The following is a 15630-nucleotide window of genomic DNA, read 5'->3' as shown; positions in this document are numbered from 1 at the left end:
ATCAGCTCCTCCCCTGACGCAGGCGCGGATCGATTGCCGCATAGGCAAGATCGACGCAAAGATTGATGACAACAAACAGGGCTGAGACCAGCATGAGGTAGGCGACCATCACCGGACGGTCGAGCGAGGTGATGGAGTCGACGATCAGCTTGCCGAGGCCCGGCCAGTTGAAGATCGTCTCGGTCACCAGCGCGAATGCCAGCGTGGAGCCAAGTTCGAGGCCAAAGACCGTCACCAGCGGAATAGAGATCAGCTTCAGCACGTGGCGGCGGAGAATCGTACCCTCCGAGATGCCTGCAGCGCGGGCGAACTTAATCGTGTCGGTGAGCATGACTTCACGGGTGCCGGATGCCGCAAGACGGCACATCATCGACAGCTTGAAGAGCGACAGGTTCACCGCCGGAAGGATGAGGTGCGACCAGCCGTCGGCCGTGAGGAAGGAAAACGGAATGCCGAAGAGTTCCGCCGTCTGTCCGCGTCCGCCGGCGGGCAGAACGCCCAGCTGGACGGCGAAGACCATGATCAGCATCAGGCCGATCCAGAAGGTCGGGACGGAGAAGCCGAGGATGGTCACGGCCATGATCGACTTGGCGATGAAACTGTCCGGCTTGTAGCCCGCGTAGATGCCGAGCGGAATACCGACTGCCGAGGCGAAGAACACCGCGATCAGCGTCAGTTCCAGCGTGGCCGGCAGCCGCTGGCCGATCAGCGTCATGACGGGCATGTTGAAGACGAAGGACTTGCCGAGATCACCGGTCAGAAGCCGCTGCAGGAACTGCAGATATTGCTGCCACAGCGGCAGGTCGAAGCCGTACTGCCGGATCACCTGAAGACGCATTTCCTGCGTCACGTCCGGCGAAATCAGGACGTCCACCGGATTGCCGATGACATAGACGCCCATGAAGACGAGCAGGGACATGACCAGGAGCACGATCACCGCCTGTCCCAACCTGCGTAATATGAAGGATGCCATGCCTGCCCCTCTTTTATTGTTATGGGGTTGATGGAGGACGCCTGGCGCGTCCCCTTCATCAGTGCCAGCCGTTTTCTATTTCGTAGCGAGTTTCCTCGACGCCCACTTTCCAGATCGCCAGCATGTCCTCGTCGGGACGCTGGAAGACGCCATGGTAGTTGCCCTCGGCAATGCGCTCGCGCTTGCGACCGGCATCGACGCGCGCGGTTGCGGCGAAATCGATGCGTTCCTTCTGGAAGTTCGGGATCGGAGCGCCCTCGAGGCGGGTCCAGGGGAAGTTTTCCATCCAGCTCGCGTGCGACGCAGCCGGATCGATTTCCAGAACCTTGGCCATCGTCTTCGGCGCCCGCCACCAGTCGTGCAGCTTCACTGAAGCGTCGCGGTTGCGGTTCAGCCACTCACCGATCACCGGATTGACCGGCGTGTTGCCGCCATGGCCGTTGACGATGAGGATGCGGCGGAAGCCCGTGTGGTAGAGGCTGTCTAGAATATCTTCAATGATGCCGATATAGGTGCGCAGTGAAAGCGTCACCGTACCAGGGAAATCGGCAAAGCCCGAAGCCATGCCATAAGGCAGGCACGGGAAAACCGGAACACCGAGAGGCTCGGCAGCTTCGACCGAAACGCGCTCGGCGAGAATCATGTCCGTGGCGAGACTGAGATAGGCATGCTGCTCTATGGAACCGATCGGAAGAACACACCTGTCGTCTTCCTTAACATGTTTTTCAACCTGGCCCCAATGCATGTCCTGAATGCGCATGTTCTGTCCTTCTCAACCTGCGGATGCCCGGTGTTTTCAGACAGCATCCGTCCTTTCAATGGCCCCGCTCGAAAAGCGGTCTAATCTAGAATTAGTTCTTTATGGATCAAAAATTGCCATTGACGCAAGATGGTATGGAGCAATAAAGTTCCATTTGGGATTAATTATCACCTTCATGCGGGACATGCAAATGAGTGATGCGGTGCGGCAGGCGTTGTTTGAGGGGCGCGCGGGACGTGTTGTTCCGGAGTCTTTCGCCGGCTCAGACGCAGAAGCTTTGATGCATGCCAAGCTGTGGAATAATCCCTGCTGGTTCTCTTTCCGGCTGAACTACCTGGCGCTCCACTTCAACAATCCGGTCTACGGCTACATCCAGCAGCAGCTGGGTCTCCTGCGTCCGGAATTTGTGGTGCTCTGGTCTCTCCATCTGGGCGGGCGCTCGACGCTCTCGGACGTCGTGCGCACCTCCGGATTTCCCAAGAACACACTCAGTCGTGCAACCAACAAGCTGTTTCGGCTTGGCATGATCGAGCGTGAGACGGATCAGGGTGATCAACGCCGGGTGATGCTGGATCTGACCGGCAAGGGCCTCGAAGCCGTGCAGTTCGCCGAGGGCATGATGATCGAACATGAACGCCGCATGCTGGAGTGTCTCAGCCCAGCAGAACGGCTCAGCCTGTCCGAAATTCTGACCAAGCTCGTTTCCGCATCCGATCAATGGCCGCAGGCAATTAGCGCCGACGGTCCCGAATGCGAGAGCGAATGACCAGAGCCACAGCATAACGCCCGAGTCCGAGGCATAACATCTAGAAGAGGAACAAAAATGCTGAAAACGATGCTCCGCACTGCCCTCGTCGCAACGATGCTTGCGTCGCCGGTTGCTGCACTTGCCGCCGACCTGGTGATCGCTACCAAGTCGGGTCCGGCTTCCATGGACCCCCACTTCACGGCTACGTCCGCCAATGCTGAAGCCACCAAGCACGTCTTCGACACGCTGCTGCGCTCCGGCAACGATCTGGAGATCCTTCCTTCGCTCGCCACGAGCTGGGAAACGATCGACGACACCACGTGGGAATTCAAGCTGCGCGAAGGCGTGAAGTTCCACGACGGTTCCGACTTCACGGCTGAAGACGTCAAGTTCTCGATCGAGCGTATCCCGAACGTGACCGGCCCGAACCCGTCCACCATCTACGTCCGCCGCGTGGCTTCCGTGGAAGTGGTTGACGACTACACCGTCCGCGTGAAGACCCACGGCCCGGCTCCGACACTGCCGAACGACTTCGTGCGTCTGTTCATCGTTTCGCACAAGGCTGCTGCCGACTACTCCACGCAGGACACGGCTGCCGAAGGCTTCAACACCGGCAAGGCAACGATCGGCACCGGCCCATACAAGTTCGTCAGCTGGGCTCCGACCCAGGATCTCGTCCTCGAGAAGTTCGACGGCTACTGGGGTGGCGCAGAGCCATGGGACAAGGTGATCCGCAAGGAGATCCCGAACGACGCTGCCCGCGTTGCACAGCTCAAGGCCGGTCAGGTTGACGTGATCTCCAAGGTTCCGTCCACGGACCTCGCCAGCATCGAGTCCGACCCGAAGCTCGAAGTCATCAAGTACGAGTCCGTGTACATCCCGTACCTGGAGTTCGACTTCCGCGAAAATTCGCCGCTGATCTGGGACAACGCCGGCAACAAGCTGGAGAAGAACCCGCTTCTCGACCCGCGCGTGCGTGAAGCCTTCGACCTCGTGATCGACCGCGAGACGATCGTAGAATTCGCACTGGAAGGCATGGGCGTCGTTTCGACCCAGCTCGTGACCCCGAACATCTTCGGCTACAACAAGGACGTCCCTGCTCCCGAGTACAACGTGGAGAAGGCGAAGCAGCTGATGGCCGAAGCCGGTTACCCGGACGGCTTCAAGATCACGCTTTCCTACGCGAACGACCGTATGCCGACGGAGCTCGGACCGACAATCGCGCAGATGCTTGCTTCGATCGACGTGACGGCGGAAGTTCAGGGCGTTCCGGCTGCCGTGTTCAATCCTGCCAAGACCCGTGGCGAATACTCGCTCTACATGGCTTCCTGGGGCACGCTGACGGGTGAAGCGAACTACATGCTCTCCTCGCTGATGCACACCAACGATGCAGAGAAGTCGCTCGGCGCCTTCAACGTCCGCGGCTACTCCAACCCGAAGATGGACGAGCTGATCCAGGCTGCAGGCGAGGAGATGGACGAGGCCAAGCGCCGCGCCCTGCTCGAAGAGGCAAACATGCTCTCCGCAACCGACCGTCCGGACCTGCCGCTGGCAATCAACCTGTCGGCATGGGGCCTGAAGGCTGACACGGTCACCTACACCCCGCGTTCCGACGAGGACACGCTGGCCATGGACGTGAAGCCGAAGCAGTAAGCTGCAAGCTTTCCACAGAGGGGATACCGGTTCGCCGGTATCCCCGTTTCAGTTTCAGAACGGAGTTTTCCGCATGACAAATTTTGCCCTCGCCATCCATGGCGGATGCGGTGTGATGGCCAAGCTGGATCTCACCGACGAGGAATGGAAGGCGGCGCGCCGCGACCTCGGCCGAGCGCTTGAAGCGGGCTATGCAGTCCTCAAGGCCGGCGGCAAGGCGATTGACGCAGTGCAGGCAGCAGTCGTGGTCATGGAGGACAGCCCCCATTTCAACGCTGGGCATGGCGCAGCCATGAACGAGAACGGTATCCACGAGCTCGACGCTTCCATCATGGACGGCACGACGCTCGCCGCTGGCGCCGTCTGCGCTGCGCAGCATATCCGTAATCCCATCAAGGCCGCCCGCGCCGTCCTCGAGCATAACGACGCCGTGCTTCTGGCAGGAGCAGCCGCCGACCGATTCGCCGAGGCGAAGGGTCTTGCCGTCGAAGAACAGAGCTACTTCACCACCGAACGCCGCAAGCAGGCCCTCGCCTCCATGAAGGCGCATGCCGAAGCTGGCACGCTCGCCGCAGCCCGCGAATCAGAAAAGCACGGCACCGTTGGCGCCGTTGCACTCGACCAGCACGGGCATCTTGCCGCTGCAACCTCCACCGGCGGCTACACCAACAAGCCTGACGGCCGCGTCGGCGACAGCCCGATCATCGGCGCAGGCACCTACGCCCGTGACGGCGTGTGTGCGGTATCCGGCACCGGCAAGGGTGAGTTCTTCATTCGTCACGTGGTTGGCCACGAGATTGCTGCACGCATCGCCTATCTTGGCGAAGACGTGAAGGCGGCCGCCACAAAAGTCATCATGGAAGACCTGAAGCCGCACAATATCGGTGCAGGCCTTGTCGCGGTCGGTGCTGATGGCTCCGTCGCGGCTCCCTACAACACCGACGGCATGTTCCGCGGCTGGGTAACAAACGACGGCGAGTTCTTCGTCGCCTCGCACGACGAGGTCTTCCGCTACGAGCCCTGATGCGGCACTGAACTCGATAATGATCTGAATAGCTTGGAATGTCCGGCTAAGGCATCGTCTCAGCCGGACATTCTGTTTTGAGAGGCGCATGACTTCCGGCACTCCCGCCAGACTGCCTGAAAAAGCAGGGCTGATGGCATGTAAATTGCTTTGTTATCTTGGGTGGGTGACAAGGAAGTATGCATGTACACCAGTCTCAACTCTTCCATCGACGTGCGGATGCTGCGGACAACGTACCTGCTCCTCACCGAGAAGAATGTTTCCAAGGTCGCTGTAGTACTCGGCCTTACCCAGCCCAGCGTGAGCGCCTGCCTCAAGAAGGCGCGCGAAGTGTTTGCAGACCCCCTGCTCGTGCGTTCCGGGCAGAAGCTGGTGCTGACCGAGCGCGGCGAAGAGGTCATGGCCTCCATCGGTGCGGTGCTCGACACACTAAGGACGACGCTCAACAAGCGGCAGCAGTTCGATCCCGGCGGTGTGAATTGCCGTATGCGTGTCGCTGCGGTGAACTGCTTTGGTGCATTCCTCATCCCGCGTATCGCAAGCAGCATCCGGAACCAGGCACCCGGCATCTCTGTGGATTTCTTTGCGCCCTCAGAGGGACTTGACCTCTTCGAGGAGCTCGGAGCCGGGCACGTGGACCTCGTGATTGGCAACTGGCCGATGACGCAGCAAAGCCTCAAGTCAGCTGTGCTGCTCCATTCCGACATTGCCTGCGTCATGCAGAAAGAGCATCCGCATGCGCAGGAAGGTCGCCTGTCGCTCGAGAACTATCTCGATGCCCACCACGTCTCGCCCACGCCGGGGTCCAACGCCTTCTATAGCCCGATTGACGGCCGTCTGTCGCAGTTGGGGCTCAAGCGTCACATCTCCATGTCGATTCCGGAATATGCGCTAATCCCGAGCGTAATTGCCGATACGGACTTGATCTTCACGACCGCACGCCCCTATGCGGAGCACATCGTTGAGCACTATCCGGACCGGCTCCAGCTGGTGGAAGCGCCGTTTGAGTTCAACCAGATGAACCTCTACATGCTCTGGCATGAGCGCGCTCACTCCAGCAGCCTGAATCAGTGGCTGCGCAGTGTGGTTCGTAGCGTTACCCGGCGCTTTGACCAGGAAATCCACGCCGAGCTTTGTGCATAACCGGGCCAGCTATTCGGGCACACAAAACCAGTCCCTCCAATTTCACCAGTCAGCTATGCGATCAAGTGATGCCTGCGCTGCAGGCGTCGTTTTTGCGTTGTGTTCAGCGCAATAGCCCGGTCATTCGGTCACTATAGACGTTCTTCTATACCGACTATAGACGCCAGCCCCATTCCCTAACCGGCCGAATTGCTCATTAATTGAGCTACAAACAATCGTGCTAAAAAATTAGGCACAAGCCGGGGAACTTCCTTTCATGTTGATGCATACCCTTCTCCTCGACGGCGCAAACCGATCCCCTGATCACGACTGTTTTCATTGGGTCGACCGCGACAAGAGCCTCACCTATGCTGGCGCAGTTGAAGCCATGGAACGCGCAGCAGGTGCTCTTGCGCACTTCGGCGTAAAGCCCGGCGACCGCGTCACGATCTTTGCCCACAACGGCATGGATTATCTGACAGTGATGTTCGGCTGCTGGCGCATCGGTGCAATTGCAGCCCTTGTCAACGTCAAGTTCGCCGCGGAACTCCCCTACTACTTTGCCGACCATGAGCCGACTGTCGTCGTCTACACCCACGACATGGTCGTACCGGTCAAGGCTGCCGCCGCCAACTGTCCGACGATCCGCGCGCTGATCTGCATGGACGGTCCGCAGGAAGGCGCACACTCGCTGCCGGACCTACTGGCCGCCAAGTTGCCGGTGCCGGTCGATCCTTACGACGAAGACGCACTCGCGCACCTCTCCTACACCTCGGGCACAACCGGCAAGCCCAAGGGCGCCGTGCTACGGCACGAGCCAACCGTCCGCGCCTCCCGCTGCATTGCGGAGCGTCTGCAGATTACCGCTGACGACGTCTCTTTCGGCCCGAGCGCTCTGTCGAGCTCCTACCAGCTCGTCGGTAACCTGCTGCCGCAGCTCTCCAAGGGTGCCGCCATCAACGTCATGGGCAAGTGGACGCAGACGACGGGCTTCGATGCTCTGGATGCACGCGGCGCGACCATGCTGATCGCCAACCCGCCGATCCTCACCGACGTGCTTGCAGAAGCCGCCATCCGTGGCCGTGCTCCGGGCAAGCTGCGCATGAGCATGTCCGGCGGCGGCCCTGTTCCGCCAGTGCTCAAGACGGGCTGGTACAAGGATCTCGGCCTGCCGCTGGTAGAAAGCTACGGCCAGTCCGAACTTGGCGGCTTCGTCGCCCTCGGTTACCCGAAGCTTGACCCTAAGGACATCGAGACCCGCCGCGCGGGCCAGCCTCTCCCGGACAAGGAAGTCCGCATCCTCAACCCGGACGCAACGGAAGTGCCGCTTGGTTCCGTGGGCGAGATCGCCATCCGCGGTGGCTTCATGTGGGGCTACTGGGGCAAGCCGGAAAAGACCGCTGAGGCACTGCGCGACGGCTGGCTGTGGACCGGCGACATCGGCACGATGGACAGCGATGGTTACGTGACCATGCTTGGCCGCCGTTCCGAGCTTCTGCAGGTCGGCACAAAGACCTGGTACCCGCGTGACATCGAAGAAGCGCTCGCAACCATCCCCGGCGTCATCCAGGCCGCTGTGGTTGGCGTACCGGATGCCGCCCTCAAGACCCGCCCCATTGCCTATGTCCAGACGGATACCCCGCTCGATGGGGCCGCCGTCAAGGCGCAGATCGCCGACAAGCTTCCCTACGACCTCTCCGTCATGGCCGTGGTGTCGCTCAAGGAACTCCCAATGACGCCTACCGGCAAGATCGCCAAGGCTGAACTCGCTGCCCAGGCAGCCGCTGCTTAAGAGGAAAAAAGAAAATGGCAAAGCTCAAGTCACATTGGTGGTGGGATCACACCACGAAGGATTTCACCGAGTTCGACATGGAGAACTTTGTTGCGGTCCTGCCGATCGCAGCCGTCGAGCAGCACGGTCCGCACCTGCCGGTGCGCGTGGACGCGGCGATCAACGCGGGCACCATCGCCCGCTGCGTCGAGCTGATGGAAGACGACCTTCCGGTTCTGGTTCTGCCGATGATGCCGGTTGGCAAGTCGGTCGAGCACCTGGAATTCCCCGGCACCTTGACCTTCTCCTACGAAACGCTTGCGAAGGTGCTCTTCGAACTCGGCGAAAGCGTCTACCGCGCCGGCTGCCGCAAGATCGTGTTCGTCAACTCTCACGGCGGCAACCCGCACGTCATCGACATCATTTGCCGCGAACTGCGCATCAAGCTCGGCATGTTTGCCGTCCACACCTCGGCCCGTGCCGGCGCTGACATGTCCGACCTCTTCAGCGCCTCCGAGCTGAAGCACGGCATCCACGGCGGCGAAGACGAGACCAGCGTCATGCTGCATCTGCACGGCGACCTCATCGACATGCAGTACGCCGACGACTTCGTGCCCCTCTCGGTCGAGATCGAGGAAAAGGGCGGACTGCTGACGCCGGAAGGCAAGATCGGCTTCGGCTGGCAGACCCAGGACATCCATCCTTCGGGCGCTTGCGGAAACGCTGCTGCTGCCGATGCAGAACGCGGCCGTGAGCGCGTCGAGCGCAGCGCCGTCAATCTGCTGAAGCTGCTCAAGGAAGTGCTCGAGTATCCGCTCGACCGCATTACCAGCAAGACGATGTTCAAGGACTGACACCGTGACCTACCACCAGGCACTCCATAGTGTGATCGCGCCGGAAAGGGCCGAACTGCTGCTGCAGGATGGAGTAATCCTGGTGGCGGACATCTATCGGCCAGAGGGCAACGGCCCCTGGCCCGTGCTCCTGATGCGCCAGCCCTATGGCCGCACGATCGCCTCGACGGTCGTGCTCGCGCACCCGTCCTGGTACGCCGCCCACGGCTACATGGTCGTGATCCAGGACGTCCGTGGAACTGGGGAGTCTGGCGGCATCTTCGAAGCCTTCGTGAACGAAGCTGCCGACGGTGCTGCAACGCTCGAATGGGCTGCAAACCTTCCCGGCAGCAACGGCAGGATCGGCCTCTATGGCTTCAGCTACCATGCCATGGCGCAGTATCTCGCCATTGCCGGTGGAGGCCGCAGGCCCGATGCGATTGTTCCGGCGATGGGTTCCTGGATGCCCCGAACGGACTGGGCCTATGAAGGTAACGCCTTCCGCCTCGGCCTCAATGTCGGCTGGGCAACCCAGATGGCGATGCTCTCTGCCGCCAAGCGCGGCGATGCCGAGGCCTACTCCGCACTTTCATCCATGAAGCCCGCCGAGCTGCGTTCCTTCCTCGCGGCACGGCCTGATCTTTCCCACCTTTCCAAGTGGCTGCAAGACGATGCGGCCTATTGGGAATCGGTTTCACCGGGCGTTCTGCTCCGCGACGACAAGCTCAACATCCCGGCTCTTCACATCGGCGGCTGGTACGACTTCCTGCTGCAGGGTACCTGGGCGGCTGACAGCGCCTTCCGCGCAAGGAGCCCCGAGACCTCGCACCTGCTGATCGGCCCTTGGACGCACGCACCGTGGAACCGCGCGGGCGGCAGCGCCGACATGGGAACGGACGCGGAAATCTCCGTGGATCGAGCCATTGTCAGATTCTTTGATTTTTATCTGAAGGCTGCCGGTGAACGTCCTGATTACGTGTGTCTTTTCGATATCGGAATTCGGGAGTGGCATGTACTGCCGTCGCTGCCCGAAGTCACGCGGCAGGAGTACTTTCTGACTTCCTGCGGACTTGCTGCGGCCGCGCTGACCAACGGTCGTCTGGTCTCTGACGTTCCGGCGCGCGCAGTGGACACATTCGTCAGCGACCCGTTCCGTCCGACTCCTCTCGTTGGCGGCCACTTCGGTTCGCCGGCTGGCTTTGCTGACCGTTCGATGATCGACAACCGCGCGGACGTCGCCGTCTACACGAGCGAGCCGTTCGTTGCAGACACCACCTTCATCGGCGAGGCTTCCGCGACGCTCGAACTGAGCTCCCCTTCCCAGATCTTCGATGTGTCGGCAGCGCTCTCGCTTGTGTCCCCAGACGGCTCCGCACGCGTCATTTCCACCGGACATGTCCGGCTGAATGGCCCTCAGGCCTCGGCAACAATCGCGCTCCGGCCGATCTGCGTCACGATCCCTGCCGGATATGCGGTCAGGCTGTCACTTCAGGGAGCTGCCGCACCCGTATTCGAGGTTCATCCGGGCAGCGATGCCTTCGCTCCTGTTCCGGACATGCTCCGCAAACCCATCCCGATTTCCATTCACCATGGCGGCGCCTTCCGTTCCCGCCTGATCATGCCACAGGTTCAAAATGTCTGCAGATAAGCATTACCTTACCCTGGATGCTGTCACCGCCACATACGGTGACTCCATTGCCGTCAGCGAGCTGACGATCGAAGTCGCAAAGGGCGAGCTTGTATCGCTGCTCGGCCCATCAGGCTGTGGCAAGACGACGACGCTGCGCATGATCGCCGGCTTCATCAAGCCCACGAGCGGCCGCATCATCCTTGGCGGTCAGGACATAAGCCAGAAGCCGGTGCACACCCGCAATATCGGCGTGGTGTTCCAGTCTTACGCGCTGTTCCCGCATCTGACGGCGCTCGACAACGTGGGCTTCGGCCTGCGCATGCGCCAGGTCAGCAAGAACGAAATCCGCGAACGCGCCGCAGCAGCGCTTGCCACCGTGGGTCTCGGCGCGTTTCTTGACCGTTACCCGACCCAGATGTCGGGCGGCCAGCAGCAGCGCGTGGCGCTCGCCCGCGCTCTTGTGATTGAGCCGGACGTCCTGCTGCTCGACGAGCCGCTGTCGAACCTTGACGCCCACCTGCGCGCCGAAATGCGCAGCGAAATCCGCTCGCTGCAGCAGCGTCTTGGCATCACCACCATTTTCGTGACCCACGACCAGCAGGAAGCTCTCGCCATGTCCGACCGCGTGGCTGTCATGAGCAAGGGCCTGCTGATGGAAATCGGTTCGCCAGAGGCGCTGTGCGATGCACCGAGCTCCGCGTTCACTGCCTCCTTCCTGGGTGACCGAACCGTCATCGAGGGCCGCACGGAAAATGGCGTCTTTCTCGCCAATGGCCTCGTCTGCGACGGCGCACCGGCAGGCGCAACCCGCCTCGTGCTGCGCGCCTCACGCCTGGAACTTGGCAACAAGCCTGGTGGCCCGCTCGATCTTAGCGGAACGCTCGTTCGCACCGCTTATCTCGGCGACACCTACGAGGTCGACGTACAGACGGCGTCCGGCATGGTGCGCCTGATGGTGCCCTCTCTCACTCCGCCGCCTGCAGTTGGTTCCTCATGCAGCATTCAAGCCCAACCGGGCGGGGCAACATTCATCTGAAACAAAACTCAAACCGAGGGGAATGCAAAATGAACATCACGCGTCGTAATTTCACCAGGCTGATCGCTGGCGCAGGCGTTGGGCTTGCCGCTCCCGCCCACTTCGTCAAGCGGGCCGTTGCTGAACCCAAGAAGGGTGACGAGCTCGTCGTCGGCGTCTGGGGCGGTGCCCAGGAAAAGATCGTCAAGGAATACGTCGAGAAGCCGCTGGTCGAGAAGTATGGCTGCAAGGTCAGCTACGTGCTCGGCGGTACCGGTGAGCGCCGCGCCCGCGCCTATGCAGAACGCGGCCGCCCGAGCTTCGACGTGCTCTACCTCAACATCTACGAGAGCCGCCAGGCCGTCAAGGATGGCGTGACGCAGGAGCCGACCCCCAACGTCGAGCGCTTTGAAGCCCTCTACCCGAGCGCACGTAGGGGCGGCTACGGCGTTGCCTTCAACCCCTGCACGATCGTCTACGACAAGCGCAAGGCATCGAAGCCGATCACGTCCTGGAAGGACATGTGGAACCCGGAATGGAAGGGCCGCATCGCATGGCCGGATGGTCTCGGCGCTGAAGGCATCTCTGCCCTGATGATGACTGCCCGCGCCTGGGGCGGCACCGAGAAGGACTTCGATCTGGTGGTCGAGAAGGTCAAGGAACTGAAGCCCTTCGCTGCCATCCAGTCGAGCCAGGCGCAGCTGTTCGAAATGTTCGACCAGGACATCTGCGACCTCTCCGTTGAGTTCGGCAGCTTCACCCGCACCTATGCGGAAAGCCGCAACCCGAACATCGAGATCGCTTCGCCGGAAGAAGGCCAGGCGCTCGCCATGAACGTGGCCTGCATCACCGAAGGCACGCGCAACCAGAAGCTCGCCGAAGAGTGGGTCAACCTGCACCTTTCCGAGCCCTGCATGCTGGCCTACTCTCGCGAGCTCTACTACTCGCCAACGGTGAACGATCTCACCATTCCGGAAGACCTGAAGCCAAAGCTGGTGCTCGGTGAAGAAGCCGTCTCCAAGCTCGTCGACTTCGACTGGGATCTGATCAACGCGAGCCGTCCGAAGTGGCAAGCGCGATATGACCGGGAGATTGCTGGATGAACCGTTGGATCGGACCGGTGCTTGCAGCACCGGTCACCCTCTGGTTGCTGCTCGCCTTTGCTGCACCAATGTTCGTGGTACTCGTGCTGTCATTGCACGAGTATCCCGACCCGTTCGGGCCGATCCTCATGGCCCCCTCTCTCGCTCAATATACGGAAATTGTCTCCGACACTTTCTATCTCGGCGTGATCTCCGAGACCGTGCTGCTGTCGCTCGCGGTGACTGTCGTGGCGGCCGTGCTCGGCTACCCGCTTGCCTACTGGCTGGCGCGCATGCCGGTCAAATACCGCGCGATCGCCTTTTCGGTCATCCTCATTCCCCTGCTGACGAACGTTGTCGTCCGATCCCTCGGCATCATGCTGCTTCTCTCTCCTGAGGGCCTGATCAACACCGTAACGGGTTGGGTCGGCATTCCGCCCGCCCGCAGCATGCTCTTCACCCATGGCGCGGTGATCGTCGCCCTCACGCAGGTGTTCCTGCCCTTCATGGTGCTGGCGCTCTACGACAACCTGCAGAACACATCTCCACGTGTTCATGAAGCTGCTCAAAGTCTTGGCGCTTCCCCTGCCGTTCGCTTCCTCACCGTTGACCTGCCGCTTTCCTTGCCCGGCTTGCGCGCTGGCTCCGTCATCGTCTTCCTGATGGCGTCTACCGCCTATGTCTCCGCAACCCTCCTGGGCGGCAAGAAGGTCTGGACGACTAGCATGCTGGTGCTGCAGGAGGCGATCAAGAACCTCAATGCACCGCTTGCCGCAGCTCTGACGATTGCGATGACCGTCATCGGGCTTTCTTTCGCAGCCCTTTGCACGATCGGGTTCACCCGTCTCATGCCATGGTTGAAGGGAAAGCCGAGCCGACCCCTGAGCATTCCGCGCTGGCTCGTTCCCTGGGTCGACGCGCTCGGTCCGATCGTTTCCAGGATCCTCCTGCTGATGTCGCTGCTGCTGCTCCTGCTGCCGCTGGGCCTGGTGTTCGTCCAGAGCTTCAACGACGTACCGCAGGCAACGGCTGCTGGCTTCAAGGGCTTCACGCTCAAGTGGTATGAGCAGGTGTTCTTTGCCGGCACCTATGCGGACGCGTTCTGGATTTCGGTGCAGCTTGCTCTGGCATCGATGGTTGCAGCCATCGCTCTGGCACTCCCCGCGGCCTTTGCGCTGGCGCGCTTCCCCTTCCGCGGCCGATCCATGCTGGTAGCTTTCTGGCTGCTGCCGCTCACCTTGCCGAACGTGGCGATCGGCGTGGGCATGCTGCGCCTGCTGCAGCTTTACGTCATCATCCCGCCCTTCATCGGCCTGATGGCGATCCACGTCATCGTGATCCTGCCCTTTGCGATCACGCTGCTGACGACCTCCGTCATGGCACTCGACAGGTCGCAGGAAGAGGCAGCCGCTAGCCTCGGCGCTAACGGCATCAAGCGGTTCTTCCTGATCATCCTGCCGGGTCTGGCGCCGGGACTGTTCGCGGCTGGCATCGTGGGCTTCCTCCTGAGCTTCGGCGAAGTCACGGTGACGAGCTTCCTTACCACCGCCCGCATGACGACGCTTCCGGTCCGCATCTACGCTGAATCGACCTTCAGCCTTGAACCGACCGCCCATGCGATCTCCGCTGTGCTGATCCTCTTCACGATCATCGCCCTTGCGGTCGTCGGCAAGATCGTACGCCTCGACCGGCTCTACGCCCGATAACAACGAAAAGGCCCGGCTCCCACCAGAGCCGGGCCAAAGTTTCACCCTGACTTCGGTCCTGTCCTTTCGGGCAGGACCGCTTTTTTTGGAGGTTCAGAAAATCTTCGAGACGTCCTGACCGAAGGCCATGGCACCAGCGTATTGCGCCTGCGGTCCGGCCTGCAACGGGTGGAACCGGGCGCCCTGGATGTCGCGGAACAGCCGCTCCAGCCCATTGTGCCTGTAGAAGCCCGGTCCTCCGGCAAGCTCCATCGCCAGCTCCACAGTGCGGATCGCATTCTGGGCAACCAGCGTGCGGCCGATCATGACCTCGTTGACGGTGGCAGCCGACGGAGCGTTGAGCTCAACCGTATCCAGCATCCAGCGGTGAGCAAGCTGCGCGGCCCGAAGCGTAGTCTCCATCTTGCCCGCCAGATCAAGGGCAATTGGGCTGGAGCTCTTCTTCTGCGCCAGTTCCAGTGCGATATCGCAAGCCCGCTCCGCAACACCGAGATAGACCGCGTAGATCAGCGGGAAGGCGACGGTCGCGATGATCTGAAACACCGGGTGCCACTCGCCAGCCTTGCGTGAAAAGGCCACGGCGGCATCAGGAACGAACAACTCGTCCAGCACCACGTCGTGCGAACCCGTGCCACGCATACCGAGCGCATGCCAGGTGTCCTGCACAGTGACTTCCGCCGCCTTCATCGGCGCACCGAAGTGGATGACGGTCGGCCCGGTTTCGGTTTCCACCACCGCGCCCGTCATCAAGATATCGCCTGCGAGCGCACCTGAGGTAAATGTCTTGCGCGCGGAGATCCTGTAGCCGCCGTCAACCTTGGTGGCCTTGCCAGATCCGCCGATCCAGTCAGATCCGCCGCTTGAGAGGATGATGATCTTTTCCGTCGCGATGCGCTTCAGCAGCGGTTCGACAACCGCCACTTTCTGGTAGCGCCAGCGCCACGCGGGCACGGCCACCTGGTGCGTGTGCATGGAAAATGCGAGCGCCGTTGAGCTGCACGCATGCGCCATCTGACGCAACATGTCGGCGAGCTCCGCGACCTCCAGACCGCCTCCACCCAGTTCCATCGGCACACCTGCCTCAACGAGCCCTGCCTCTTTCAGAAGGGTGTAGTTCTCGGCAACGAACGTGTCGCTTTCGTCAAAGCGGGAGGCACGTTCGGCCAGGATGCTGCTGATCTCGCGGACCGCAGCTCCTCCATCGAATTTCGTCAGTCGTTCTGCACTAGCTTCCGCAATTGCGCTGTTCATCAGGTTTCTCCTCCTACCAGCACGATAGGAGTTCAGGTTCCGCCAATCCGCCAAAACCGTCC

The 15630-nt window shown here is 61.3% G+C and carries 13 protein-coding genes; 10 read left to right on the top strand and 3 right to left on the bottom strand.

The window, feature by feature from the left end:
- Nucleotide 1: 1 nt before the first annotated feature.
- Together IEX27_RS18950 and IEX27_RS18945 are read right to left on the bottom strand one after the other, a co-directional pair.
- Nucleotides 2-973 (bottom strand): ABC transporter permease, encoded by a 972-nt coding sequence (locus IEX27_RS18950; RefSeq protein ID WP_188722669.1) that lies wholly within the window; start codon nucleotides 971-973, stop codon nucleotides 2-4.
- A gap of 58 nt (nucleotides 974-1031) precedes the next feature.
- Nucleotides 1032-1733, bottom strand: coding sequence for a creatininase family protein (locus IEX27_RS18945; RefSeq protein WP_188722668.1), 702 nt, complete (start codon nucleotides 1731-1733; stop codon nucleotides 1032-1034).
- A gap of 190 nt (nucleotides 1734-1923) precedes the next feature.
- On the opposite strand from IEX27_RS18945, the gene IEX27_RS18940 reads away from it, so the two are divergent.
- The 10 genes from IEX27_RS18940 (at nucleotide 1924) to IEX27_RS18895 (ending at nucleotide 14317) form a co-directional block, all read left to right on the top strand.
- Complete coding sequence (locus IEX27_RS18940) at nucleotides 1924-2499, top strand: MarR family winged helix-turn-helix transcriptional regulator (protein ID WP_188722667.1); 576 nt, start codon at nucleotides 1924-1926, stop codon at nucleotides 2497-2499.
- Nucleotides 2500-2556: 57 nt separating this feature from the next.
- On the top strand, nucleotides 2557-4134 hold the full coding sequence (locus IEX27_RS18935) for an ABC transporter substrate-binding protein (RefSeq protein WP_188722666.1): 1578 nt from the start codon (nucleotides 2557-2559) through the stop codon (nucleotides 4132-4134).
- Between the two features lie 73 nt (nucleotides 4135-4207).
- Nucleotides 4208-5158: an isoaspartyl peptidase/L-asparaginase family protein gene (locus IEX27_RS18930; protein WP_188722665.1), complete on the top strand. Its 951-nt coding sequence runs from the start codon at nucleotides 4208-4210 to the stop codon at nucleotides 5156-5158.
- Nucleotides 5159-5341: 183 nt separating this feature from the next.
- Nucleotides 5342-6301, top strand: a complete 960-nt coding sequence (locus IEX27_RS18925) for a LysR family transcriptional regulator (RefSeq protein WP_188722664.1) — start codon at nucleotides 5342-5344, stop codon at nucleotides 6299-6301.
- Between the two features lie 256 nt (nucleotides 6302-6557).
- On the top strand, nucleotides 6558-8072 hold the full coding sequence (locus IEX27_RS18920; protein WP_188722663.1) for a class I adenylate-forming enzyme family protein: 1515 nt from the start codon (nucleotides 6558-6560) through the stop codon (nucleotides 8070-8072).
- Nucleotides 8073-8086: 14 nt separating this feature from the next.
- The gene (locus tag IEX27_RS18915; protein ID WP_188722662.1) at nucleotides 8087-8905 is read left to right on the top strand and encodes a creatininase family protein; all 819 of its coding nucleotides are present in this window, start codon (nucleotides 8087-8089) and stop codon (nucleotides 8903-8905) included.
- Nucleotides 8906-8909: 4 nt separating this feature from the next.
- Nucleotides 8910-10532: a CocE/NonD family hydrolase gene (locus IEX27_RS18910; protein WP_188722661.1), complete on the top strand. Its 1623-nt coding sequence runs from the start codon at nucleotides 8910-8912 to the stop codon at nucleotides 10530-10532.
- Complete coding sequence (locus IEX27_RS18905) at nucleotides 10519-11550, top strand: ABC transporter ATP-binding protein (RefSeq protein ID WP_188722660.1); 1032 nt, start codon at nucleotides 10519-10521, stop codon at nucleotides 11548-11550. Before IEX27_RS18910 ends, IEX27_RS18905 begins: the two co-directional genes overlap by 14 nt.
- Before the next feature lie 29 nt (nucleotides 11551-11579).
- Complete coding sequence (locus IEX27_RS18900; protein ID WP_188722659.1) at nucleotides 11580-12632, top strand: ABC transporter substrate-binding protein; 1053 nt, start codon at nucleotides 11580-11582, stop codon at nucleotides 12630-12632.
- Nucleotides 12629-14317 (top strand): ABC transporter permease subunit, encoded by a 1689-nt coding sequence (locus tag IEX27_RS18895; RefSeq protein ID WP_188722658.1) that lies wholly within the window; start codon nucleotides 12629-12631, stop codon nucleotides 14315-14317. The genes IEX27_RS18900 and IEX27_RS18895 overlap by 4 nt, the downstream gene beginning before the upstream one ends.
- Before the next feature lie 93 nt (nucleotides 14318-14410).
- Here the strand turns inward: IEX27_RS18895 and IEX27_RS18890 are convergent, their stop codons facing one another.
- A complete protein-coding gene (locus IEX27_RS18890; RefSeq protein ID WP_188722657.1) occupies nucleotides 14411-15568 on the bottom strand; it encodes an acyl-CoA dehydrogenase family protein in 1158 nt (385 codons plus the stop codon).
- Nucleotides 15569-15630 lie beyond the last annotated feature (62 nt).

The sequence above is a fragment of the Nitratireductor aestuarii genome, assembly GCF_014641695.1.
Lineage (GTDB): Bacteria > Pseudomonadota > Alphaproteobacteria > Rhizobiales > Rhizobiaceae > Chelativorans > Chelativorans aestuarii.
This window is presented reverse-complemented; position numbering and strand designations above follow the sequence as displayed.